Origin of the sequence: Aquincola tertiaricarbonis (assembly GCF_023573145.1) — a bacterium.
Taxonomy (GTDB): domain Bacteria; phylum Pseudomonadota; class Gammaproteobacteria; order Burkholderiales; family Burkholderiaceae_C; genus Aquincola; species Aquincola tertiaricarbonis_B.
In genome coordinates, this window is sequence record NZ_CP097638.1 from 19,602 (window position 1) to 42,877 (window position 23,276).

Below are 23,276 nucleotides of genomic sequence, written 5' to 3' on the forward strand. Positions count from 1 at the left end.
ACCGTCACCATTTTGCACTGAAATCAATTGGACCCCGTGATGGCGCCGGAATCCGTGCCCTGGCTGCTGGCCGGCGGCGTCTTCCTCGCCTCGACGCTGCAGTCGGCTTCGGGCATCGGTTTCGGGGGCGTGGTCGGCCCGCTAATCATGATCAGCATGCGCAGCAGCGCGGCCGCTCAGGTGTCGATCGTGCTGAGCTTTGTCATCGCCCTGGCGCTGGCGCCGGCGATGTTGCGACGCGTGGACATGCCGCTGCTCAAGCAGCTGGTCTTGGGCGCGCTGATCGGCGTGCAGCTGGGCAACGCCGCCTTTGCGGCGCTCTCGCTCCCGGCATTGGAGTGGGCCGCTGCGGCAATCACAGCGTTCAACATCGCGACGATACCGCGATGGACCCGATGGCGATCCAGCCGGTCGCCCGCTGCGCAGCAGCGCTTGGTCGGCGCGATCCCCGGCGCCCTGAGCAGCGCCCTGGCGATGCCCGGGCCGGCCGTGGCCGCACACTTGGACGCGACGGACCGGGACAAGAACGCCATTCGCTCCGCGACCGTGGCGCTCTTCCTGTGGTCCTACCCGATCGAGTATGCGGCGCAGGCCCTGTTGGCCCAACCTTCTGGTGAAGCGCTCAAGCTCAGCGCCGCCTTGCTGCCGGCGGTCTTGCTCGGGGTGCCCGTCGGTGCCTGGCTTACGCGCTACATCTCGGAGCGCCAGTTCAAGAGCCTGGGCGTCGTGGTCATGGCCGCCACAAGCACCGCCCTGGTCGTCAGTGCTTTGCGCGCCGTTTGATCGCCTGCGCGGCCCAGGCTTGGTCGTTCTTGGGCGCTGCGAGCATGGCTCTGGCCTGGAAGCGGACGAACTCCGCAGCGCACAGCGGCATGTGGGGCGCCATGGCCCTTGACGGCCAGCAGCGTCTCGCGGCGCGCGTGCGGCGGCGTGGGGCACCGCCGCACGCGGGCAGAACGTCACTCGGGGTGCCCTTGTTGCGTAGACGAATGGCATGCTCCACAAGACGATCGACGGCCTTGCGCTTCAGCGCATCGACTTCAATTCAGCTCCAATATCGAGTTGCCCACCGTTCTTGCACTGAGCGTGCAATGGCGCGAGTTCGGGAAACCGGTGCCATGACGCTGGGCTGCTCTTCGACCGCGTCAAACCTTGGAGACGACCTCATGACGACGACCGAAACTGCCATCCTTGCCGGCGGCTGCTTCTGGGGTATGCAGGACCTGGTGCGCAAACTCCCGGGCGTGCAGTCCACGCGCGTGGGCTACAGCGGGGGCGACGTGCCCAATGCGACCTATCGCAACCACGGCACCCACGCCGAGGCGCTGGAAGTAGTCTTCGATCCGGCCAAGCTGAGTTTTCGAGAGCTGCTGGAGTTCTTCTTCCAGATCCACGATCCGAGCACTTCCAACCGGCAGGGCAACGACCGCGGCTCGTCGTACCGCTCGGCGATCTTCTATACATCGCCAGAACAGTTGCGAGTCGCCCAAGACACCATTGCCGACGTCAATGCTTCGGGCCTGTGGCCCGGCCGCGTCGTGACCGAACTGGCGCCCGCAGGGCCGTTCTGGCAGGCCGAACCCGAGCATCAGGACTACCTGGAGCGGCATCCCAACGGCTACACCTGCCACTACCCGCGCGCGAAATGGCGGTTGCCCAAGCGCGCGGTCAGCGCGCGCTGAGCACGCTGGCCGCCCGAGGCGGCAGGCGCTTCTCGAGGTGACACGGCAGAAATTAGGGCGAAGGATGATGGCAACCGAATTGCGAGTCCCCCACTGGATCGACGCGAAGGGCAACGCGCGCAACCCGTTGAAGCTGGCCGAGTTGGGCAACGGCTTCAAGGTGCTTTACCTGTTCCAGGCTTGGTGCCCAGGCTGTCACAGCCATGGGTTCCCCACGCTCAAGCGGCTGGTGGACGCGATGACGCCACATGGCTTCGGCTTCGCGGCCATCCAGACGGTGTTCGAGGGGGCGCACACCAACACGGCCGAACGGCTGCGTGAGATGCAACAGCGCTACGGCCTGGCCATTCCCTTCGGACACGACGCACCGGGCGACGGGCGCCGGTCGACCGTGATGGCGGACTACGGCACGCGCGGCACGCCGTGGTTCATCGTCCTCGATCCGCTGGGCGAGGTGGTGCACAGCGACTTCGAACTCGACGCCGACGCGTTCATGCAGGCCTTTGGTGTTGAGTCCATGCTGCGGAGCGCGGCCTGATGGTTTCGCCTGCACGTGCCGCCCCTGCACCTGCCGCTCCCGCACATGTCGCTGCGACCGACGCCGAGGCAGGCGGCGGCCTGCGGCTCGATCATCAGTTCGCCTGCGACGTGCCGGGGATGTCCACTCGCTGGCGGCCGACGCCGGCGCCAGCGCCGCGCTGGCTGCGGTTCAATCATGAACTTGCCGTCGAGTTGGGGCTTGATGCCGAAGTGTTGCGCGGAGATGCTGGCCTGGAGATCTTCTCCGGACGCCGGATTCCCGAGGGCGCCGTGCCCGTGGCGCAGGCCTATGCCGGCCATCAATTCGGCCATTACTCGCCGCGGCTGGGAGACGGCCGTGCGCTGCTGCTGGGTGAATGGGTCGATCCGCAGGGCCGTCGCCATGATCTAGCGCTGAAGGGTTCCGGGCGCACGCCCTACGCCCGCGGCGGCGATGGCAAGGCGGCGGTGGGACCGGTGCTGCGCGAATACCTCGTGGCCGAGGCGATGCATGCGATGGGTGTTCCCACAACGCGCGCGCTGGCCGCGGTCGCTACGGGCGAGCCCGTGCGGCGTGAAAGAACCCTTCCGGGGGCCATGCTCACCCGGGTTGCCGACAGTCACCTGCGTGTGGGCAGCTTCCAATTTGCGGCGCGCGCCGGAGACGACGGCCTGCTGACACGGCTGGCCGAGCACGCCATCGCCCGCCACACGCCGCTGCTGATGGGGCAACCCGGTCGCTACATCGGCCTGCTCGAGCATGTCGTGCAGCGCCAGGCGAAGCTCATCGCGCAGTGGATGGGGCTGGGCTTCATCCACGGCGTGATGAACACCGACAACATGACCATCTCGGGCCAGACCATCGACTACGGCCCGTGCGCGTTCATGGAGCATTTCGACCCGGCCGCGGTTTTCAGCTCCATTGACGAGGCGGGTCGCTACGCCTGGGCCAATCAACCCGGGATCGGGCAATGGAATCTGTCTCGCCTGGCCGAGACGCTGCTGCCGCTGATCGATCCCGAGCCCGAGCGTGCGACCGAGCTGTCCACGGCCACCGTGCAGACGTTCGAACAGCACTTTCTCGAGCAGTGGTCGACCATCCTGCGAGCCAAGATCGGGCTTCCCGATCAGGGCAAGGTGGCAGACCAGCTGGTAGCCGACTTCCTGACGTTGCTGCGCCAGCACCAAATGGACTACACGCTGGCCTGGCGCCGTCTGGCCGACGCTGCGGCGGGCGACGAGGTGCCCCTGCGCACCCTGTTCGGCGCGCATGCAGCCGCGCTGGATGGGTGGCTTCTGCGTTGGCGCGCATTGTTCGGAACGACGCCCGGCGCGCACAGGGCCCTCGCCATGGCGGCGGTCAATCCGATGGTCATTCCCCGCAACCACCAGGTCGAACGCGCGTTGGAGGCGGCCAGTGAGCACGATGATCTGCGCCCGTTCGAGCGGCTGCTGGACGAGGTGCGCCGCCCCTACGTACCGCGTGCTGCGGACAATCCCTACATCGACCCTGCGTCGCGTGAACAGACAGCCTGCTACCGTACGTTCTGTGGCACGTGAGCCGAACTTCATGCCCGCACAAGACCACCGCCATTCAATGCAGAACCAAGGAGTACGCTGATGCACGAACGCATCGTTGACGATCTGGCACCCGAGTTGGGTGTCGCCCGCTGGGTTGATGCGTCGGGGCAGCCCATGGGCAGCTATGGCCTGGATCGCATGCCGGGCGCCTACAAGCTCATTTTCTGCTTCCAACACGCCTGCCCGGGCTGCCACCTCACGGGTTTCCCCACCCTGACGCGCCTGGTGGAAGCCTTCCGCGGCTCCAAGCTCATCAGCTTCGCAGTGGTTCAGACCGTGTTCGAGGACTTCGAACACAACACCTACGAGCAGATGTTGGCCGACCAGCGGAAGTACGCGTTGCCCATCCCCTTCGGCCATGACGAAGGCGAAGGCCGTGTCGGCGCCAGCTCGGTGCTGATGAAGCGGTTCCAAAGCGGCGGAACACCCTGGTTCATCGTGATCGATCCGTCAGGCGTCGTGGTCTTCAACGGCTTCCGTCTGGATGCCGAAGCCTTGATTGCCAACCTGAAGCGAATCGAGGCACGACCGCCAGCGCCCGAGGTGCCGGCTGGCACGCTGACCTGGCGCGGCGTGCTGCAGCTGACGCGCGACGGCAACCCCGCGCCGCCGCGCCGGCTCGATCTGAGCGACGCGCAGTGGAAGCAACGCCTGAGCCCCGAGCGCTACCGCATCCTGCGCCAAAAGGGCACCGAGCGCGCGCACAGCTCGTCGATGTGCACGCTGTTCGAGTCTGGGCGCTACGCCTGCGCGGGTTGCGGCACCGAGTTGTTCGATGCCACCACCAAGTTCGACAGCAAGAGCGGCTGGCCCAGCTTCACGCAAGCGGTCACGCCGGGGGTGGTGGCTTATCACGGTGACAGCAGCCACGGCATGAAGCGGGTGGAGACCACCTGCAACGTGTGCGACTCACACCTGGGCCACGTCTTCCCTGATGGTCCCGCGCCCAGCGGGCTGCGCTATTGCATCAACGCGCTGTCACTGGAGAAGCTGAGTTGAGCGTTCGCGGGCATGCCCATGCGGGGCGGGGTGCAGCGCTTCGTAGTGAGCATGTCAGTTTCGCGGGTTCGCGAGATGCGATGCTCGCCGGCGTGATCGAATGGCCGCCTCACGGCAAGCCGCGGGCGTGGGCGATCTTCGCCCATTGCTTCACATGCGGGAAGAACTCGCTTGCGGCCACGCGCATCAGCCGCGCGCTTGCGGAACGCGGCATTGCCACGCTGCGCTTTGATTTCACCGGGCTGGGTGAAAGCGGGGGGGAGTTCGGAGACGCGGGCTTCGCTGCGGACGTGGCCGACCTCGTCGCTGCGGCACACTGGCTGGCCGCCACGCATGGGCAGCCGTCGCTGTTGCTGGGGCATAGTCTGGGCGGAACGGCGGCCCTCATGGCGGCGGGCGAACTGCCGGGGGTGGCCGCCGTGGTGACCATCGGTGCACCGGCCACGGCGCAACATGTGCTGCGGCACATTCAACCAACGGGTGATGTCAGGAACACGCAAGTCCTGGTGAAGATCGGCGGGCGCGGGTTCCACGTGCATGCGGAGTTTCTCAATACGCTGAATCGGTGGGATGGCTCGCAGGCGCTGCCCAAGCTGCCGGGTGCGCTGCTGGTGATGCACGCGTCGGCCGACGACGTGGTCGGCGTGGAGCAGGCGCATTCCATCTACAAGGCAGCCGCTCATCCCAAGAGCTTTGTCAGTCTCGATGACGCCGACCATCTGCTGAGCCGCCAATCGGACGCGGACTACGTCGCCGATGTCGTCGGTGCATGGGTCTCGCGCTATCTGCCTGCCGAACTGGCAGCAGAAGGCGCCGACGTGGAATCAGATGGCCTGCGGGCCGGCGAGGTGTGGGTGGGCGAGCACGATAGGGTATTCTGGCGCGCGATGCGTGCCGGCCGCCATCACATCGATGCGGACGAACCGGCAGAGCTTGGGGGTGGCGACCGCGGCCCTACTCCCTATGACCTGCTGCTGATGTCCCTGGGTTCATGCACCTCGATGACCCTGCGGCAATACGCGCAACGCAAGGGCTACCCGTTGCGCGATGTGCAGATCAGGCTCAAGCACGAGCGTGTCCATGCCACCGACTGCGCCGCATGCGACGGGCGCGATGGACGCGTGGAACTGATCAGCCGTGAAGTCGTCCTGGACGGCCCCTTGAGCCAGGCGCAGCGCGAGGACCTGCTGCGCATTGCCGACCGCTGTCCTGTGCATCGCACATTGGAAGGCAGGCCGGTCATTACGAGCCGGCTCGGCTACGACTGAATCCTGAGCACATGGATATCAGGCTCCGCGAATGCAGAAACAAGGAAACCGCCGAAATGAAAGCCATCTGGAACGATGTGGTCGTCGCTGAAAGCGACGACATCGTCGAAGTTGAAGGGAATGCCTATTTCCCGCTCTCTGCGCTCAAGCGCGAACACGTGCAGGACAGCAGCACCCACACCGTGTGCCCCTGGAAAGGTCGGGCCAGCTACTACAGTCTGGTGGTCAATGGCAGGACCAACATCGACGCCGCCTGGTACTACCCGAACCCCAGTCACGGTGCCGAAGCGGTGGCCGACCGTGTGGCGTTCTGGCGCGGCGTCCGGGTGCAGGCATGAGCCAGGTTGAGCTGTTTGATCTGGTGGTCATCGGCGCCGGGCAGGCTGGGCCGTTTCTGGCCGCTCACCTCGTTGGGCAGGGCAAGAAGGTCGCGCTGGTCGAAGCGCGCGATCTTGGCGGGACCTGCGTCAATCGCGGCTGCACGCCGACCAAGACCTTGCGCAAGTCGGCGCGCGTGGCGCATCTCGCGTCGCGCGCAGGCGACTTCGGCATCCGGGCGGACGGCCTGAGCGTGGACTTCGCTGCAGCCATGCAGCGCATGCAGCAGCGTGTGGACGAGTCCCGAGCCGGGCTCGAACGCTGGCTCGGTGGGTTGGCCGGCCTGACCGTCATCAAGGCCCACGCCCGCCTGGAGGGGCGGGCTCCAGAGGGGGGGTTTCAGATCCGGGCTGGTGAGCGGCGACTCGCGGCACCGCAGGTCGTGCTGAACACCGGCACGCGGCCGTTCATCCCGCCGATCCCGGGTCTGGCCGAACAAGCCCACCTGGACAACGAGAGCATCCTGGCGCTGCGCGAGCGTCCGCGCAAGCTGGTTATCATCGGCGGCGGCTACATCAGCCTGGAGCTGGGGCAGATCTTCCGGCGCCTTGGCTCCAAGGTCGCGGTGATCGAGCCCGGGCCGCGCCTCGTGCCGCGCGAGGATGCCGATGTCTCGGAGATGCTGGCCGATGCGCTGCGCGCAGAGGCCATCGACCTGCACCTGGGCCAGGCGGTGGAGCGCGTGGCGCCCGGGGACACGCCTGGGGGCGTGTGCGCTCAACTGGCCGACGGGCGCATTGTCGGCGGCAGCCACCTGCTGGTGGCCACTGGCAGGGTGCCCAACACCGACGACCTGGGCCTGGCCAGCGTGGGCGTGGCCATCAACATGCGCGGCTACGTCGGCGTGAACGAGCGGCTGCAGACCAACGTGCCGGGCATCTGGGCGTTGGGCGACATCAACCAGCGCGGCGCGTTCACCCACACCAGCTACCACGACCACCAAATCCTGGCCGACAACCTGGCCGGGGCGCAGCGCAGCGTGGAAGACCGCCCGGTCATCTACTCCATGTTCACGGATCCCCCCCTGGCGCACGTGGGCCTGTACGAGGCCGATGCGCGCAAGCTGGCGGCGCAGGGCCGGCGCATCAGCATGGCCGTACATGCGATGAAGGATGTCAGCCGGGCCAAGGAAGAGGGCGAGACGACGGGAGTGATCAAGCTGCTGATCGACGAGGACAGCGGCCACTTCCTCGGCGCGACGATCTTCGGCATCGAGGCCGACGAGATCATCCAGGCCATCAGCCTGGTGATGGCCTGCGGCGGCACCTGGAAGCAGGTGCGCGACGCGCTGCCCGTTCACCCCACGGTGACCGAATTCCTGCCCACCATCATCGAGCGGCGCCGCCCGCTGGCGGCCGCCTGACGGCGGCCGAAGGCCTTCTCGAGAACCCACGACGACCATGCCGATCAATCGCTCCTTCAGCGGCCGCAACCGCGGTGCCAACAACCATGGCGGTCGGCTGCCTCCGGGCCAGTCGCTCACCGACGGATTCCCGGTGCTCACCGCTGGCCCCGCGCCGCGCGCGCCCAGCCCGGTCGATTGGGGCCTCACCCTGAAAGTCGGGCCTCGTCCAGTGCGCACCTGGACCTGGGCGCAGTTCAATGCCCTGCCGCAGACCGAGCAGGTGGTGGACATCCACTGCGTGACCACCTGGTCGAAGTTCGACACGCGCTGGCGCGGCGTGACCATCGACGACCTGCTGGCCGACGCGGGGCTGGCGGCGCCCACGCCCTGGGTGCTGGCGCACTCGCTGGACGGGTACTCGACAAACGTGCCGCTGGCTGATCTGGCCGGTGGCCGTGCCATGGTGGCCACGCACTACGACGACCGACCGCTGGCGCACGAGCACGGCGGCCCGGCGCGGCTGCTAGTGCCGCACCTGTACTTCTGGAAGTCGGCCAAGTGGGTGAACGCGCTGCAGTTCACGCCCAAGGACGAGGCCGGTTTCTGGGAACTGCGTGGCTACCACATGCGTGGCGACCCGTTCAAGGAAGAGCGCTATGGCTGAGGCGGGCGGCACTGCCGCGTCGCGTCTGGCTTGGCAGGGTGCGCGCATCGAGGGCATCGAGCCGCTGGCCGAAGGCATCAAGCGCGTCGTGCTGCGCCCGCGCGTGTGGCATGCGCCGTTCGCCGGCCAGCATGTGGACGTGCGCCTGACGGCCGAAGACGGCTATCAGGCTCAACGCAGCTACTCGTTGCTGTCGCCACCCGAGCGCAGCGGCGTGTATGAGCTGGGCATCGAGTACCTGCCCGAAGGCGAGGTGTCGCCCTGGTTCCACGAGGCCGCAGCCGTCGGCGACGAGGTCGAGCTCCTTGGCCCGGCCGGTGGGCACTTCGTCTGGCGCGCGCAGTCCGGGACACCGGCCCTGTTGGTCGGCGGCGGCTCGGGTGTCGTGCCGCTGCTGGCGATGATGTCGCATCGGGCAGGCCACCGCAGCGGCGCGCCGGTCGCGCTGTGCGTGGCCGCGCGCACGCTCGCGCATGTACCGATGTGGACCGAGTTGCAGGAATGGGAGCGCGCCGATGAGCGCATGCGCTGCGTGCTGGCGCTCTCCAGGCAAGCGCAAGCTCCGCGACCGCAAGACCGCGCCGGGCGCTTGCAAACCGGCGATCTGGCGACGGCGCTGCAGTGGTTGGGTGGCCACGCTGCGCAGTCGTGCACCGCCTATCTGTGCGGCAGCAACGGCTTTGTCGAATCCGTTACCGCGATGTTGCGTGATCTCCAGTTGCCCGATGGCGCGATCCGCACTGAGCGTTTCGGAGGTTAGATCCCGACAGGCCACCCGTTCCCATCCAGATCCCGCCCGAGTCCGAAACACCCCATGGCCATCCTGACACCCGAAGCCATCCTGCTGCAGCGATATCGCGCCGTGCGCTCGCGCTCGCTCAAGCTGTGCGCGCCGCTGACCGCCGAAGACCACGTTCCCCAGCCGCTGCCCGAGGTCAGCCCGCCGAAGTGGCATCTCGGCCATACCAGCTGGTACTTTGAAACCCTGTTGCTGGAACCCAGCGTGCCCGGCTACCGGGTCCATCACCCCCGCTACGCCTTCGTCTTCAACAGCTACTACGAGACTTTCGGCCCAAGGGTGGCGCGCACGCAGCGTGGTCACATGAGCCGGCCGACCGTGGCCGAGGTGCTGGCCTACCGTGCCCATGTCGATGCCGCGATGGAGCAGTTGCTGCAGGGCGTGCTCGAGCCGCGCCAGCGTGAACTGGTGGAGCTGGGCCTACAGCACGAGCAGCAACACCAGGAACTGCTGTTGACCGACATCAAGGCGATCCTCGGCACGAATCCGCTGCTGCCCGCGTACGACCCCGACGGCCGCAGCGGGGTCGACCTGAGCGCCGAGCACGACGGCACCTGCCCGCCGCTGGACGAGTGGGTGCAGGCGCAGGCCGGCACGGTCGAGATCGGCCACGCCGGCCCCGGGTTTGCGTTCGACAACGAGTCACCGCGCCATACAACCTACGTGGGCGCGGTTCAACTGCGCCAGGCGCTGGTGACCAACGCCGAGTACCTTGCCTTCATGGCCGACGGCGGCTACACGCGCCATGAGCTGTGGCACGCCGAAGGCTGGGACTGGTTGGCCGCCCAGACGCAAAGGGCACCGCTGCACTGGCAGCCCGACCCGGCCCAGCCCGGCGGCTGGCTGCATTACACGCTGCAGGGCCCGCAGACCCTGGAAGGCACGGCGCCGGTGACGCATGTCAACTACTACGAAGCGTTTGCCTTCTGTCAGTGGGCCGGGTGGCGCCTGCCCACCGAGGCCGAATGGGAGGCCCTGGCGCCGCGCTTCGGCTGGGGCCGGCGCTGGGAATGGACACAAAGCGGCTACGCACCCTACCCCGGTTTTCGCCGCAGTACGGACGCCAGCGGTGAGTACAACGGCAAGTTCATGGTCAATCAGCAGGTACTTCGCGGCGCCTCCTTCGCCACGCCGCCGGGCCATGCGCGGATGAGCTATCGCAACTTCTTCCATGCCCCCGAGCGTTGGCAGTACACGGGCATTCGTCCGGCTCGCGACGTGGCGGCGTCGAGCTGACGATGCAGCACGATCCGGCCCTGGCCAAACATGTGCTGCTCGGTCTTTCTGCGGCGCAGAAGGCGCTGTCGTCGGCCTGGTTCTACGACGACGAAGGCTCACGCCTGTTCCAGAGAATCATGGCCTTGCCGGAGTATTACCTCACGCGCGTTGAGCACCAACTGCTGCGCGACCGAGCGGACGAGTTGGCGCGCTGGATCGACCCGCAACGCAAGCCGCTGGACCTCATCGACCTGGGTAGCGGCGACGGCGAGAAGACGCTGAGCCTGTGCCGCTCGCTGCACGACAGGGACGTGGATTGCGTCTACCGACCCATGGACGTGTCGCAGCACGCGCTGGCGGCCTTGAGCCAGCGCTTCGAGCAGCACCTGCCACGCCTGGCGCTCGAGCCGCTGCTGGGTGACTACTTCGAGCACTGGCCGCTGGTCAGGTCGGAACGTCGGCAGGTGGCCATGCTGCTGGGCAGCAACCTTGGGAACCTGGACGAACCACGCGCGGTGGCGCTGCTTCGCTCGTTGCACGCGCGCCTGCGCGAAGGCGACATGTTGCTGTTGGGGCTGGATCTGGCCAAAGACCCGCGCACTGTGCTGGCCGCCTACAACGACAAGCAGGGAGTCACGGCGGCGTTCAACCTCAACTTGCTGCGACGCTTGAACCGCGAGTTGGGCATGGACTTCGACCTCGCCCGCTTCAGCCACTACGCCAGCTACTGTCCGTTGGAGCATGTGGCGCGCAGCTTCCTGGTCAGCGAGACCGAGCAGGCGGTGAGCTCGCGCGTGCTCGAGCGCACGTTCACCTTCAATGCCGGCGAAGCGATCTACACCGAGCAGTCGCAGAAGTACACGCCGGAGATGATCCGCGAGTTGGCGGCCGCGAGTGGGTTTGCGCTGAACTCGCTGATCACCGACGACCGGCGCTGGTATGCGCTGGCGGTGCTGCACTGGGTGGCATGAGGCTGCAGGCGCCGATGCAAGCGTTCCATACCTGGGCCGATGTGATTTCACGTGCCAACTCGCGCAACCCCGATCCGCCGCGGCGCCTCGAGCTCACCGAGGATCAATGGCGCGCGCGGCTTCACCCCGAGGTATTCAACATCACCCGCCGTGGGCACACCGAGCCCGCGCACAGTTCCGCGATGTGCAGCCGGTTCGAGCCGGGTCAATACGCTTGCGCCTGTTGCGGCACGACCCTGTTTGAAGCCGAGCACAAATTCCGATCGGGCAGCGGATGGCCGTCGTTCACCCGACCCGCCTCCGACGCCGTGGTGGCGTACCGCATCGACGATCGCCACGGCGCGCGCCGCATCGAATCGGCCTGCAACGTTTGCGACGCCCACCTTGGACATGTCTTTCCCGACGGCCCGCCGCCGTCGGGTCTGCGCATGTGCATCAACGCGTTGGCGCTCACCCATGACGGCGGGGCGCCGACCACGTTGAGCCCGGCATGACACCCGGCTCGACACACGCATGACATCCGCTGTTTCCTTGCCGATGGCGCTCTTCTGGGGGGCTGTCACCGCCAGCGGCATCATGGTCGGCGCGTTGCTGGGCGTGTATGCGCGCTTGTCGCATCGTTCGATCGCGCGCGCCATGTCGCTGGGCGCCGGACTTTTGCTCGCCGCGGCGGCCGTCGAACTCGCGGCCGAGGTCACCCGCCACAGCCCGTGGTCAGGCGTCGCGGCCTTGCTGTGTGGTGCGGCTGCGTTCAGCGCTGCCAATGCCTGGCTGTCGCGCCGGGGCGCGAAGGACCGCAAGCGCTGTGGCGAGTGCGTCGCCCAACCTACTGAAGCCGAAGTTCCGAACAGTGGCCTGGCCATCGCGATGGGAACAGCCATGGACGCGGTGCCCGAGGCCATCGTCTTGGGCCTGACCCTGCACGCCCATGGACCGAACGCCGCGCTGATCGCTGCCATCACCCTGGGCAACCTGCCCGAAGCCATGTCCGCGTCGGCCGGCATGCGCACGGCCCGGCGCAGCGTGGCGTGGATCCTCGGTCTGTGGGCGCTGATAGCTGCGGCCACCACCGTGCTCACCGGTGCGGGGTTCGCCTTCGCTGGCGCACTGACCGCTGGCGATGCACTGTTGCTGCAAGCCTTTGGTGCTGGCGCATTGCTGGCCATGGTGGCCGAAACCCTGTTGCCCGAGGCGGCGCACGAGGGGCCACGCTTCTCCGGACTCGTGGCTGCTGCCGGCTTCGGGGCCCTGCTGTTGATCTCGGCCTTGGGCGGCTAGCGGCGGCTAAACCCCTGGGCGGGTGACGGCACGATCCCGCCTGCACCGGCGGGGCCTAAGCCATCGCGTGAAGTTCGACCGAACGGCGCGGCGCGCGGCATGCTGCTGGGCCACAGGCGCAACGCCGGCAGCCGATATCCTTGCATTCCCGCCTGCTGCGGGGCGAGGGCTACGGCATGCTGGAAACTGATGTAACAGCCGCTTTCGCGGCGCTCGCGCAGTGCAAGGCCAAGCGCTGGTTGCGACACCGGATTCCTCATTGATAAGCTGCGCGCGGAAACAGCGTACGTGGAATGCATGTCGTCAGTACTTGACACCCAGAAGGTCCGCGAGAACTTCAGGCGCATTTCCCGTGTTGGAACCCGGGTCGCCGTGGTCACCATGCCCGTCCACGCCATCCTGCTGGGGTCGGTGGACCAGCCCGTGTGGCGCTGGAGTGCGGCCGCTGGGTTCGTGCTGATCGCGCTCAGCGGCTTCATGGGCAACAGCCGCAGGTTCGCGGTCTTCCTGGCCGCCTTGCTGGGCTGCATCCTTGTCATCCTGGCCCACCAGTCGCTGATCGCCCTGAGCTTTGGCCGATCGGTCGGAGCCACGCTGCCCTTGCTCTGCCTGCTGCCCTTGGTCGCGGTCAGCGGGCGTATCGACGTGCGGGAGAAATGGGTGATCGCCGTTGCCATCGGGGCGGGCATCGTGACGTTGGATCTCCTGAGTCGCGACATGCGTGGCTCGCTGCCGCCGGTCCCAGCTGAATTCCTGCGGGCTATGAATTGGGGCGTCGTCACACTGGTCGTGACCGGCCTGACCTATCACTACTTTGCGCTGGTCACGGTCCAGCAGTCGGCGCTGCAGCTTCAGGCGATGACCGATCCGCTGACCAAGTTGGCCAACCGGCGCCACGTCGAGTCCGAGGGCGGTCGTCTCGCACAGCGAACCCGCGGCATGGGCCAATCACTGCTCGTCATGCTGTGCGACATCGACCATTTCAAGTCGATCAATGACCGGTTCGGACACGATGTCGGTGACAAGACGCTCGAGCGCGTGGCCGAAACGATCCGCCTCGTCGTTCGACAGACCGACATTGCCGCCCGCTGGGGCGGTGAGGAGTTTCTGATTCTGCTGCCGGGTATCGAAAGCGACCACGCGATGCTGACGGCCGAACGCATGAGGCGCAAGCTGGCAGGCGTGTCTATACCGGTGAAAGGGCAGCACATCAACATCACCGTCACGATTGGCGCCACGGCACTGGGCCCCCATGAGTCTCTCGAGGCAGCCATCGCCCGCGCCGACCGTTCGCTGTACGAGGGCAAGGTCGCGGGCCGAAATCGCGTGATCCTTGCGCCTGCGCCGACCGGCCGGGGTTGATGGCAACGACCCCGGACGCCCGCTCGCGCGTTGCACGCGCAGTCACGTCACAATGGGCTATCGTGTGAGCCGACACACGCTGGTCGGTTCTATCGGCCTTCCAATCCTTTCTTGAAAACCCGATGCCATGAGCGACAAGAATCACCTCAAGCAGACCATGCTTTCCCTGACCGCCGAACAATTGCGCTTTGCCGAAGGCGCTTACGCACAGTACTTGGCCGGCGCGGCCGGGCGCGGCGACGAGCCCGGCGATGCCGATGCGTCATCCCAGGCGTTCAACAGCGGCCTGTTGGCCGCGTCGTTCGAGTGCCCGATCCACACCTACGAGGAGGCGCTGGCGGCGCTGCGCCGCATCGATTTCGAGTCCAAGGACGAAGTTGGCGAGGGCGCGGCGGTCAAGATCGACGGCCGCTGGTTCGTGGTGGGTGTAGCCACCTCGGCGTTCCAGTGCGACGGCAAGACCTACATGGGCATCTCGCCGCAGGCGCCTATCTACGCCGCGCTCGCCGGGCTGGGAAGCGGCGACACCGCCGAGTTCAACGGCCGCACCATCAAGATCGAAGACGTACGCTGAACGCGCGCCTCTGCGCACGAGGCGCTGCGCGCGTCGCCGTCGCCAGATCAGATCACTTGGACAACAGGTACTCGATCAGCGCGGCCCGCTCCTGTTCTTGTTGAACTCCGGCCGCAAACATGTATGCCATGTTGTTGCCTGGGATGAAGCCCTTGACATCGCGAAGATGTCGGTCCAGCGTCTCCCGGCCCCATACCACGGCGGAGTTCTTCATCGCGGCCGAGTACGCAAAGCCCGAGCTGGAGCCTGCTTTGCGCCCCGCCACCCCCGCCAGCGAGGGGCCGATCCCATGCTTGTCTGGCGTCAGGCTGTGGCATGACACGCAGCGCTCGAAGACCGCAGCGCCCGAGGTCGGTGCTCCGGGCTTCGCGGCTGAGACGGCGGGCTTGGCCGGCGCCTGGGCAATCGCGGCAGGGCCGAGCACCGGATACGCATAGGCGTACAACCAGTCCTTGTCCTTGACCGGGGTGTGGCAGCCCATGCAGTCCTTCTTGTAGTCGGTCGCCGCCTGCCGCGCCGGATCGGCACCCTTGAAGAGCCCCCAACCCCAACCATCCCCCCAGATCGGATTGCCGGGGAAGCGTCCTTTCTCGTCCTTGATCATGACGAACCATACGGCGACGTCTTCGGCCCAGAAGGCTTGTCCCGTCGTGTGCGTGCTGCCCCGCGCGTGCCGCACTTCCTTGACCAGCACAGCGCCATCGGGAAACCGGCCGTTGCTTCGGAAGTACTGGAGTTCTTCTTTCGGGGCATACACGCCGTGGAGATCCTTCACCTGGTCCTTCTCCAGTACGGCCCATGATCCGAGGTGCGTCCAGTCGGTCGCGAACTCCTTGGGCAGCAGGATGTTGCCCCGCGAGTCCACCCAACGGGCGTAGGTGCGGGCTGCGATGGCAGCCGCGTCGAGCGTCGAAGCATCCGCCGGTGCGCGCTGTCCCATCGCGCTGCCCATGCTCAGCGTCAGGAGGATCACCGACCGCAGCGCGGTGCGCAGGAGTGGTTGGGTGTGGGGCATGGATATCATGTCGGCGCGGACCTTTGTCAGCCCTGCTTGAGGAACGAAAATGGGGGGCACGCCCCCATTCGACCGATGCCATCGAAGGCGATGGCGCTACTTCTTCACGGGCAGGGGATCGAGGATCGACTTGTAGAACTTGATGTAGACCATGTCTTCATGCGCGTTGGCCATGTGGCAACCGGCGCAAGCCGCCACCGGGGCGGCAGCTGCCGCCCGCAGGTAGGGCGGGGCGTGGTGGCCGTAGTTGAAATAACCCCAGTTCTTGGACTCCTTGAAACGCGACGAGTCCTTGACCGCGATGTCCAGCCCGGCAACGCCCGCGGGGAAATAGCCGCGCCCGGAGACCTCGGTGCGCGAGCCATCGGGGAACTGCGCCGGCTGCACCAGTTGCAATTCCTTCACCATCATCGTGCCCTCGGGCCAGGTGCCGGTCTTGCGGTAGTGCTTGAACGCCGAGGGTTGCACGTAAACGTTGTGGAACTCCGGGAAGTTGGCCTTGCCGTCGTTGAGACCGTGAGGCGTCATCGGCGAGCCGATGAAGATCCACTGCCTGAAGTCCTTCGGCTGCACCAGTTCGCCCTGTGCCGTCCACTGCGGTGGAAACTCCACGCCGTACTTGGCCTTGCCTGGTTGCGCTGCCAGCGCCGCGGCACCCATGCCAAGGCCGACCACGACGGCGGCCAGGGCGGCCGCGCGCAGGGCGCTGGGATTCGTTCTCTTCGATCGTATCTTCATGGTCTGTCCAGGTCGTCCGATTGGGTTGATGGGAACATCGGCGCGCACCTTCAGGATGGTGTTCGCCGATCTTGCGATTCCTGCCGCGCTACTGCTCGGGTGGGAAGCGGGGCGTGCCGTCAGAATATCGAGGGCGTATACGCCGAAATCGTCGAATACGCGCTGTGCATCCTGATCTGTTGACCAATCGTCCGAAGGTGCATGGCGCTGCGCGCTCGCGCCGCAAGACGCTGCTGGGGTACGCTTCCGACCGCGGACTTCGCCCTCATGTCTCACGTTTCCAGCTGCGGATCGACGCGCTTGACAATGCCACCTTTTGAAGTCCTCGTTGACACGTGGACGCTCGCTCGATGCGGACGATGCGCATGAGTAGCGGCCTGCGCGAGCTGGTCGCCCGGTTTGGTATGCCTGGACGCATCGATGCCATCGTGCTGCGCCCGCGCCGGCTGGCGCCGGCGGTATGGGCCGACCAAGCATGGGCTGAGCCAGGATTTGGTCTGCGCGGTGACCATCGCTCTGTCAAGAGCCGCACGGGCGATGAAGCTCGGCGCCGCGAGCTGACCCTGTTGCAAGCCGAGCACTTGTCGGTGATTGCTGCCCTGGCGGGTCGCGACCGAGTCGATGCCCGGCTGTTGCGTCGCAACTTGGTGATCAGTGGCGTCAATCTGGCGGCGCTCGCGTCGCCCTTCCCGGACCAGAGGTTGCTGTGGCGGCTCGGCGAAGAGGTGGTGATCGAGGCGACAGGACCGTGCGCGCCTTGTTCACGCATGGAGGTCGCGCTGGGGTCCGGCGGCTACAACGCATTGCGCGGTCATGGGGGCATTACGGCGCGCATCGTGCGCGGCGGCTGGTTGCGCAAGGGTGACGCCGTCACGGTCATGGACGCGCCTGCCGTCGAGGAAACCGTGTCGCGGCCAGCGACCTGACGTAGCAGGAGCAGACAATGTACCCAAGCCACGACGCAAGCCAGAACCCTGGTTACTTGCACCATATCGAGTTGAATGGCGGCGCAGATGCCACGGGCCCGCGTGCCGTGTGGCTGCACATGTGCATCCGCCACCCCGAAACCGGGCAATACCTCGTGGGCGACGAAGGGCTGGACCCCCTCGCGGTGGAGGCGATGCTGCGCGAGGACACCCGCTCGCGCATCCTACCCCGGCCCGCCGGTGTGATGGTGCTGCTCAAGGCCATGCACCAGCGCGACGGACACCGCCCGGAGGACATGATCAGCCTGCGCATCTGGATCGACGAGATGCGCGTCATCACCACTCGCGAGGCCGACATCGACGCCGTGCGGGAACTGCGCGAGCGGCTGCGCGCGGGCCACGGGCCTCGCTCGACCACCGAGTTCCTGGCTGACTTGATCGACTCGCATCTGGCCGAGACCGCCGAGGAGGTGGAACGGCTGGAGGATGCCGCCGCCACCATCGATGCCCACGAGCTGGCAGGCGACGATGGCTGCGACGCGACCTGCGGCCGCCTTGCTGTCCTGTCGCTCACGATTGCCGGGCTGCAGCGGCATCTGGCACCGCAGCGCGCGGTCTTCGAGGGCCTGGGCCGCCTGACATGCGCGTTCGTCACCGATCACGACCGAGCACGCTGGCACGAAGCTCAGGATCAGCTGCTGCGCCTGCTGGAATCTCTGCAGGCGCAACAGGAGCGGCTGGTCATCGTCGCCGGTCAGGCCCAGCGGATCCAGGATCGGCGCACGGCCAACGTCGGTCTGGTGCTCAGCATGGCTGCCGCCGCGTTCCTGCCCTTGACCTTCGTGACAGGGCTGCTGGGCATGAACGTGGCGGGCATTCCGATGGCCGAGCGGCCTTGGGCATTTGCCGCCGTGACCGCCGGATGCGCGGCCTTCGCCGCAGCCGCCCTGCTATGGATGCGGCGCCGCAACTGGCTGCGCGCCAAAGGGGGGCGCAGCCGGCTGTGAATGCAGCCCCTCCGGTTTCCGATGACCAACCCTGAACGTCGGTCAACCCCCGGTGCTCATGTCTCGAGGCGGGCTTGCTGCCACGCCGCCGGCGACACGCCGAGCGCGCGCTGGAACACTCGCGAGAACGATGACGTATCGCGGTAGCCGACCGCGGACGCCACCTGCTTGACTGCCTTGCCCTGGGCGAGCAGCCCGCAGGCGACACTCATTCGCCAGGCAGTCAGGTACGAGAGCGGCGGCATCCCGACCACCGCCGAAAAGCGCTGCGCGAAGGCCGATCGGGACAACAACGCATGGTGCGCCATCGCCTCGAGGGTCCACGTCCGGCCGGGGTCCCGATGCAATGCTTCGATCACCGCGGCCAGCTTGTCGTCGGCCATGGCATCGATCACGCCGCCGCGCAACAAGTCGTGCTCCACCAGCTTTCGAACGACCAAGACCAACACGTACTGCAGCAGCCGGTCGATTGCTGCCTCACGGCCGTAGGCACGGTCCGCCGCTTCGCCGAACATCATCTCCACCGATTGACGCAGCCGCGGCGCGTCGTTCAGGCCGATGATCGTCGGTTCGGGAATCAGCGTGGACAGCGGTTGGCCCAGGTCGCTGAGCGTCGCGCACATCAGGTCGGCGCCGGCCGCGCCGAGCCCCTCGACCCGGTGCGCCAACGGACGCGGGAAGATCAGCACGCAGGGGCCCTGCACCATCTGCGGAGGCGAGTCTTCGCGCGTCAGGCCCAGCTCGCCGCTGATCAGGAAATGCAGACATCCCTGCTGCGTTCCGTCCACGCGTGGCGAAACGCCGCACAGTGTTCCCGAATAGAACATCGAGGCCATGGGAGCGGCCTGCAATAGGTACTTCAGCAGCGCGTTGCTCGGCTCCAAGGTATCGGCTTTGTCGGAGAGGGTAGGGGGTTCCACGGCAGAGACGTTCGGCATGGGGCGCAGGACGATGGGTCGACGATGTGCGGCTAGACTCAACTCGGGGGCTCCGGTGGCCCGCATCGATGCGATGTCCGAGAATCGCTTCGCTGATTGTCGCGCCGATCACGGGCAACCCCGAACGGCGAAGCCCCGCCAAGGGCCATCTTCTCCGCTGTCACCCCAACTGGACATGTCCCCCGATCCGGAGCATCCGCCGCACTTCTTGCGTGCCGCCATTGAACGCGACCTCGCGGACGGCACCTATGCTGCTCGCCGCTGGGCCGGATCGCCCGGCGATGCCGTGCACCACGCCAGCGGTGATCGCGATCCGATGCCCGTGCGAACGCGCTTCCCGCCAGAGCCCAACGGCCATCTGCACATCGGGCACGCGAAGAGCATCGGCCTGAACTTCGGCCTCGCGCGCGAGTTCGGTGGTGTGTGCCACCTGCGCATGGACGACACGAATCCCGAGAAGGAGGAGCAGGCCTACGTCGAAGGCATCGTCGAGATGGTGCGCTGGCTGGGTTGGAACTGGGGTGCCGGCGACACCCAGCATCTGTACCACGCCAGCGACTACTTTGAATTCATGTACCGCGCTGCCGAGGCACTGGTGAGCGATGGACTGGCGTATGTGGACGAGCAAAGCGGAGACGAACTTCGCGCCTCGCGCGGCGACTACGCCAGCGCGGGTGTGGCCAGCCCCTGGCGCGATCGTCCGCGCGAGGAGAGTCTCGCGCGCCTGCGCGAGATGCGCAAGGGTCGGCATCCCGACGGCTCAATGGTGCTGCGCGCGCGCATAGACCTCGCCTCGCCCAATCTGCAGCTGCGCGATCCGGTGCTCTACCGCATCCGCCACGTGCCCCACCATCGCACCGGCAGCGCCTGGTGCATCTATCCGGCCTACATCTACGCTCACCCGATCGAGGACGCGCTGGAGTGCATCACGCACAGCATCGCGACGCTGGAGTTTGTCGAGCATGGCGCGTTCTACGACTGGCTGCTTGCGCACCTCGTGCGTCTCGGCCTGGTGCAAGCGCCGCCGCCGCGGCAGTACGAGTTCGGGCGGCTGAACCTCACGCGCACCGTCACCAGCAAGCGCAAGCTCAAGGCGCTGGTGGACGAAGGCTTCGTGGACGGCTGGGACGACCCGCGTTTGCCCACGCTGGCGGGCCTGCGCCGGCGCGGCTTCACGGCCGCGGCGGTGCGCAACTTCGTCGAGGCCACCGGCGCCAGCCGCCATGCGGCCTGGGTGCCCTACGAGGCTTTGGAGCAGGCCCTTCGCGACGACCTCGACGAGCGTGCACCGCGCGCGATGGCCGTGATCAACCCGCTGCCGCTGGACCTGCAGAACTGGGCCGAGGAGTTCGGCACGCTGACCAGCGTGCCGTGTACTGCCCCGGTGCACCCTATGCACCCCCAGCGCGGCTTGCGCCACTTCGGACTGGGCCCGCGGCTGTGGATCGACCGCGCAGACTTCGAGGCCGAGCCGTCCAAGGGCTTCCGGCGCCTTGCGCCCGGCCGGCGGGTGCGGCTGAAGTACGGCCTGATCGTCGAGTGCACCGGATTTCAGCGTGCGGCCGGCGGCGAGGTCGAGTCGGTGCAGGCGCGCATCGTACCGGGCAGCCGCAGCGGCACGCCCGGGGCCGATGCGCACAAGGTCAGCGCCACCATCACCTGGCTGGCGCAGCACGACGCGGTGGCCGCCGAGCTGCATCTGCTGGAGCCGCTGTTCGGCGTGGAGCGTCCGGACGAAGGCGAGGCGGACTTTCGCAGCCTCGTCAACCCCGACAGCCGGCGCATCGCGCGCGGCTTCGTCGAGCCCACGCTGGCCACCGCGGGCCCAGGGCATCATGTCCAGCTCGAGCGCCTGGGCTACTTCGTCGCGGACTTGCACCGCCACCGAGCCGGCACGCCGGTGTTCAACCGCAGCACCGCGCTGCGATCATCCCTGCCGGGATGACGCAAACGCATCACCCCGCACCAACACATCCAACCCACCCGAGGAGTCTGAAGATCATGTCAAACGAGGGCTATCACGAACCCATCGAGGAACTCAGCGACGACGTGCGCGACATGCACCGTGCGATCGTGTCGCTGATGGAGGAGCTGGAGGCAGTGGATTGGTACAACCAGCGCGCCCATGCCTGCAAGGACCCGGTACTCAAGAAAATTCTCGAGCACAACCGCGACGAGGATGTTGAGATCCACGAACCCCACTAGCCATGTCCACGAACCGTGCTAGCGAGACCTGCGGCTAAGGTATTGATTCAACAAGGAAATTCGGGTTCTGAACCCTCTCGTCGTCCGTTGCGAGTTGACCACAACACGTGACACCGAGTCCACGAACCTCGCTATTGCATTTGGCGTGTCCATGAAGCATGCTACTGGCGCATTTGTGAGGTGAACGGATGCAGTCGCCCCATGAGATCGGCGAACGTGAAGTCCGGATCGCTCGCGTGCTGAGGCCGTTAGGCCGAGGTCCCATGAGACGCGAGCAGGCCGAGCGCGCGGGCCAACTGCTGGGTGTCCACTGGACCACGGTCTATCGCCTTCGTGCTCGATTTCTGGCGGATCCGAGAACGTCTGCGCTGGTACCGGACGCGGGAGGCCGCCGCGGCGAACCCTGGCGGCTGGCGCCTGCGGTCGAGGCGATCGTCTCGTCGGTCGTCGAACAGTGGTTCCCGCGGCAGCGCGAGCTCGCACACCCCGTGCTGGACACCTTCAACGAGGTTCGCCGGCGCTGCACGGAACATGGTCTCGTGGCGCCGTCACGCAACACGGTGGCGCGCAGGCTGCGTTCGCACCGCGGCCAGGAACTCCAGCATCTGGCCTCTCTCCCAGGCGCTGCAATCGCGCCCGGCAGCTTCGGAGCGGACTGGCCGTTGGAGATCGTGCAGATCGACCACACCCAGGCCGACGTCCTCATCGTCGACCGCTTCACCCGCAAGGTCATCGGCCGCCCCTGGCTGTCGGTGGCCATCGATCTGGCCACGCGCACGGTCCCGGCCTTCTTCATCGGCATGGAGCGGCCCGGTGCCGGCACCGTGGCCCTCCTGGTCAGCCGCATCGTCCAGCCCAAGGCGGCCTGGCTGGCTCACCTGGGGCTGCAGATCGACTGGCCGATGGCCGGCCTACCGCAGCGGCTGCACCTGGACAACGCGGCCGAGTTCCGCAGCCGCGCCCTTCGCCTGGGCTGCGCTCAGTACGGCATCGAGCTCGACCACCGGCCGGTCGGCCGCCCGAACTATGGCGGCCACATCGAGCGCATGAACCGCACGCTGATGCAGCGGCTGAAGGGTCTGCCCGGCGCCACCGGCAACTCGCCGCGCGGCCGCAAGGCGCGCAAGCCCGAACAGCGCGCCTGTCTGACCTTGGAGGAATTCGAGCGTTGGCTGGCCCTCGAAGTCGGCGAGCGCTACCACCACAGCGAGCATCGGGGCCTGTTCCGCTCCACCCCCTTCTCGGCATGGCAGTCACTGGTTGAACAGCGTGCCCCACGCCAACTTGCGCCTGGGCCCGATGAGGCCATGAAGCTGCTGATCAACTTCATGCCGCTGGCCCACCGCTCGATCCAGGCCGATGGCCTGACCATTTTCTACATCCGCTACTGGAACCCCGTGTTCGTCGTCTGGCGCGAACAGCGGCAGAGGGTGAGGGTGCGCTACCACCCCGAGGACCTGTCGAGGATCTTCGTCAGCGCCGACGGGCGCAACTATGTGCAGGCGAACTACGCCGACCTGCGGCGCCCTCGCATCACGCTGTGGGAGCAGCGTGCCGCCGTGCGAGCCCTCAGGGCGGCGCATGTGCCCCGGGTGTCCGAAGAGCATGTCTTCCGCGCCATCGGTGCGCAACGACAGATCGTGGAGCAAGCCGAGCGATCGGCACGCCGGGCGCGCCGCAACTCGAAGGCGCCACCAGCGGCGCCTTCGCCTGAACTTCAGACCCGCGATTCTGGGCAGCCGACGGAAGTGGACTACAGCAAACCGGTGACACCTTACGCCGTGGAGATCTGGAAGTGATCGTGCGCGA

At 66.9% G+C, this 23,276-nt stretch carries 23 protein-coding genes and 1 pseudogene; 21 read left to right on the forward strand and 3 right to left on the reverse strand.

What is annotated here, in order from left to right:
- Positions 1–39: 39 nt before the first annotated feature.
- The 16 genes from MW290_RS32370 to MW290_RS32445 all read left to right on the forward strand — a co-directional run bounded on the left by MW290_RS32370 (position 40) and on the right by MW290_RS32445 (position 14,638).
- The gene (locus tag MW290_RS32370; protein WP_250200235.1) at positions 40–783 is read left to right on the forward strand and encodes a sulfite exporter TauE/SafE family protein; all 744 of its coding nucleotides are present in this window, start codon (positions 40–42) and stop codon (positions 781–783) included.
- 383 nt (positions 784–1,166) lie between these two features.
- Positions 1,167–1,682, forward strand: coding sequence for a peptide-methionine (S)-S-oxide reductase MsrA (msrA, locus tag MW290_RS32375; protein WP_250200236.1), 516 nt, complete (start codon positions 1,167–1,169; stop codon positions 1,680–1,682).
- A 67-nt stretch (positions 1,683–1,749) separates the two neighbouring features.
- A complete protein-coding gene (locus MW290_RS32380) occupies positions 1,750–2,220 on the forward strand; it encodes a peroxiredoxin family protein (protein WP_250200237.1) in 471 nt (156 codons plus the stop codon).
- 119 nt (positions 2,221–2,339) lie between these two features.
- Positions 2,340–3,761: a protein adenylyltransferase SelO gene (locus MW290_RS32385; RefSeq protein ID WP_250200270.1), complete on the forward strand. Its 1,422-nt coding sequence runs from the start codon at positions 2,340–2,342 to the stop codon at positions 3,759–3,761.
- 579 nt (positions 3,762–4,340) lie between these two features.
- Entirely contained in the window at positions 4,341–4,781 is a 441-nt protein-coding gene (gene msrB, locus MW290_RS32390) for a peptide-methionine (R)-S-oxide reductase MsrB (protein WP_250200271.1), read from the forward strand.
- 80 nt (positions 4,782–4,861) lie between these two features.
- Positions 4,862–6,049 carry a bifunctional alpha/beta hydrolase/OsmC family protein gene (locus MW290_RS32395; RefSeq protein WP_250200238.1) on the forward strand — a complete coding sequence of 396 codons (1,188 nt, stop codon included), beginning with the start codon at positions 4,862–4,864 and terminating at the stop codon, positions 6,047–6,049.
- A 56-nt stretch (positions 6,050–6,105) separates the two neighbouring features.
- Complete coding sequence (locus MW290_RS32400; RefSeq protein ID WP_250200272.1) at positions 6,106–6,387, forward strand: DUF427 domain-containing protein; 282 nt, start codon at positions 6,106–6,108, stop codon at positions 6,385–6,387.
- Positions 6,384–7,790: a mercuric reductase gene (locus MW290_RS32405; protein WP_250200239.1), complete on the forward strand. Its 1,407-nt coding sequence runs from the start codon at positions 6,384–6,386 to the stop codon at positions 7,788–7,790. Before MW290_RS32400 ends, MW290_RS32405 begins: the two co-directional genes overlap by 4 nt.
- A gap of 37 nt (positions 7,791–7,827) precedes the next feature.
- Complete coding sequence (locus tag MW290_RS32410; protein ID WP_250200240.1) at positions 7,828–8,436, forward strand: sulfite oxidase-like oxidoreductase; 609 nt, start codon at positions 7,828–7,830, stop codon at positions 8,434–8,436.
- The gene (locus MW290_RS32415; protein WP_250200241.1) at positions 8,429–9,196 is read left to right on the forward strand and encodes an FAD-binding oxidoreductase; all 768 of its coding nucleotides are present in this window, start codon (positions 8,429–8,431) and stop codon (positions 9,194–9,196) included. Before MW290_RS32410 ends, MW290_RS32415 begins: the two co-directional genes overlap by 8 nt.
- Before the next feature lie 54 nt (positions 9,197–9,250).
- Positions 9,251–10,471, forward strand: a complete 1,221-nt coding sequence (gene egtB / locus MW290_RS32420) for an ergothioneine biosynthesis protein EgtB (RefSeq protein WP_250200242.1) — start codon at positions 9,251–9,253, stop codon at positions 10,469–10,471.
- Between the two features lie 2 nt (positions 10,472–10,473).
- The gene (gene egtD, locus MW290_RS32425) at positions 10,474–11,424 is read left to right on the forward strand and encodes an L-histidine N(alpha)-methyltransferase (RefSeq protein ID WP_250200243.1); all 951 of its coding nucleotides are present in this window, start codon (positions 10,474–10,476) and stop codon (positions 11,422–11,424) included.
- Entirely contained in the window at positions 11,421–11,918 is a 498-nt protein-coding gene (msrB, locus tag MW290_RS32430) for a peptide-methionine (R)-S-oxide reductase MsrB (protein WP_250200244.1), read from the forward strand. Before egtD ends, msrB (MW290_RS32430) begins: the two co-directional genes overlap by 4 nt.
- Before the next feature lie 19 nt (positions 11,919–11,937).
- Positions 11,938–12,702 (forward strand): ZIP family metal transporter, encoded by a 765-nt coding sequence (locus MW290_RS32435; RefSeq protein ID WP_250200245.1) that lies wholly within the window; start codon positions 11,938–11,940, stop codon positions 12,700–12,702.
- A gap of 297 nt (positions 12,703–12,999) precedes the next feature.
- The gene (locus MW290_RS32440) at positions 13,000–14,064 is read left to right on the forward strand and encodes a GGDEF domain-containing protein (protein WP_250200246.1); all 1,065 of its coding nucleotides are present in this window, start codon (positions 13,000–13,002) and stop codon (positions 14,062–14,064) included.
- Positions 14,065–14,191: 127 nt separating this feature from the next.
- Entirely contained in the window at positions 14,192–14,638 is a 447-nt protein-coding gene (locus MW290_RS32445) for a GreA/GreB family elongation factor (protein ID WP_250200247.1), read from the forward strand.
- 52 nt (positions 14,639–14,690) lie between these two features.
- Here the strand turns inward: MW290_RS32445 and MW290_RS32450 are convergent, their stop codons facing one another.
- Together MW290_RS32450 and MW290_RS32455 are read right to left on the reverse strand one after the other, a co-directional pair.
- Positions 14,691–15,653, reverse strand: coding sequence for a cytochrome P460 family protein (locus MW290_RS32450; protein ID WP_250200248.1), 963 nt, complete (start codon positions 15,651–15,653; stop codon positions 14,691–14,693).
- A gap of 96 nt (positions 15,654–15,749) precedes the next feature.
- Complete coding sequence (locus MW290_RS32455; RefSeq protein ID WP_250200249.1) at positions 15,750–16,439, reverse strand: cytochrome P460 family protein; 690 nt, start codon at positions 16,437–16,439, stop codon at positions 15,750–15,752.
- Positions 16,440–16,756: 317 nt separating this feature from the next.
- On the opposite strand from MW290_RS32455, the gene MW290_RS32460 reads away from it, so the two are divergent.
- Complete coding sequence (locus MW290_RS32460) at positions 16,757–17,317, forward strand: MOSC domain-containing protein (protein ID WP_250200250.1); 561 nt, start codon at positions 16,757–16,759, stop codon at positions 17,315–17,317.
- A gap of 56 nt (positions 17,318–17,373) precedes the next feature.
- Positions 17,374–18,324: a CorA family divalent cation transporter gene (locus tag MW290_RS32465; RefSeq protein WP_250200251.1), complete on the forward strand. Its 951-nt coding sequence runs from the start codon at positions 17,374–17,376 to the stop codon at positions 18,322–18,324.
- 56 nt (positions 18,325–18,380) lie between these two features.
- Here MW290_RS32465 and MW290_RS32470 read toward each other — a convergent pair whose 3' ends face one another.
- A complete protein-coding gene (locus MW290_RS32470; RefSeq protein ID WP_250200252.1) occupies positions 18,381–19,262 on the reverse strand; it encodes a helix-turn-helix transcriptional regulator in 882 nt (293 codons plus the stop codon).
- 175 nt (positions 19,263–19,437) lie between these two features.
- On the opposite strand from MW290_RS32470, the gene glnS reads away from it, so the two are divergent.
- From glnS to MW290_RS32485, 3 genes and pseudogenes are all read left to right on the forward strand, one after another.
- Positions 19,438–21,207 carry a glutamine--tRNA ligase gene (gene glnS, locus MW290_RS32475; protein WP_250200273.1) on the forward strand — a complete coding sequence of 590 codons (1,770 nt, stop codon included), beginning with the start codon at positions 19,438–19,440 and terminating at the stop codon, positions 21,205–21,207.
- A gap of 56 nt (positions 21,208–21,263) precedes the next feature.
- A pseudogene (locus MW290_RS32480) lies at positions 21,264–21,449 on the forward strand (ferritin family protein); the annotation flags it as partial.
- Between the two features lie 281 nt (positions 21,450–21,730).
- Positions 21,731–23,266 carry a TnsB C-terminal domain-containing protein gene (locus MW290_RS32485; RefSeq protein WP_250196059.1) on the forward strand — a complete coding sequence of 512 codons (1,536 nt, stop codon included), beginning with the start codon at positions 21,731–21,733 and terminating at the stop codon, positions 23,264–23,266.
- The last annotated feature ends 10 nt before the right edge of the window (positions 23,267–23,276 follow it).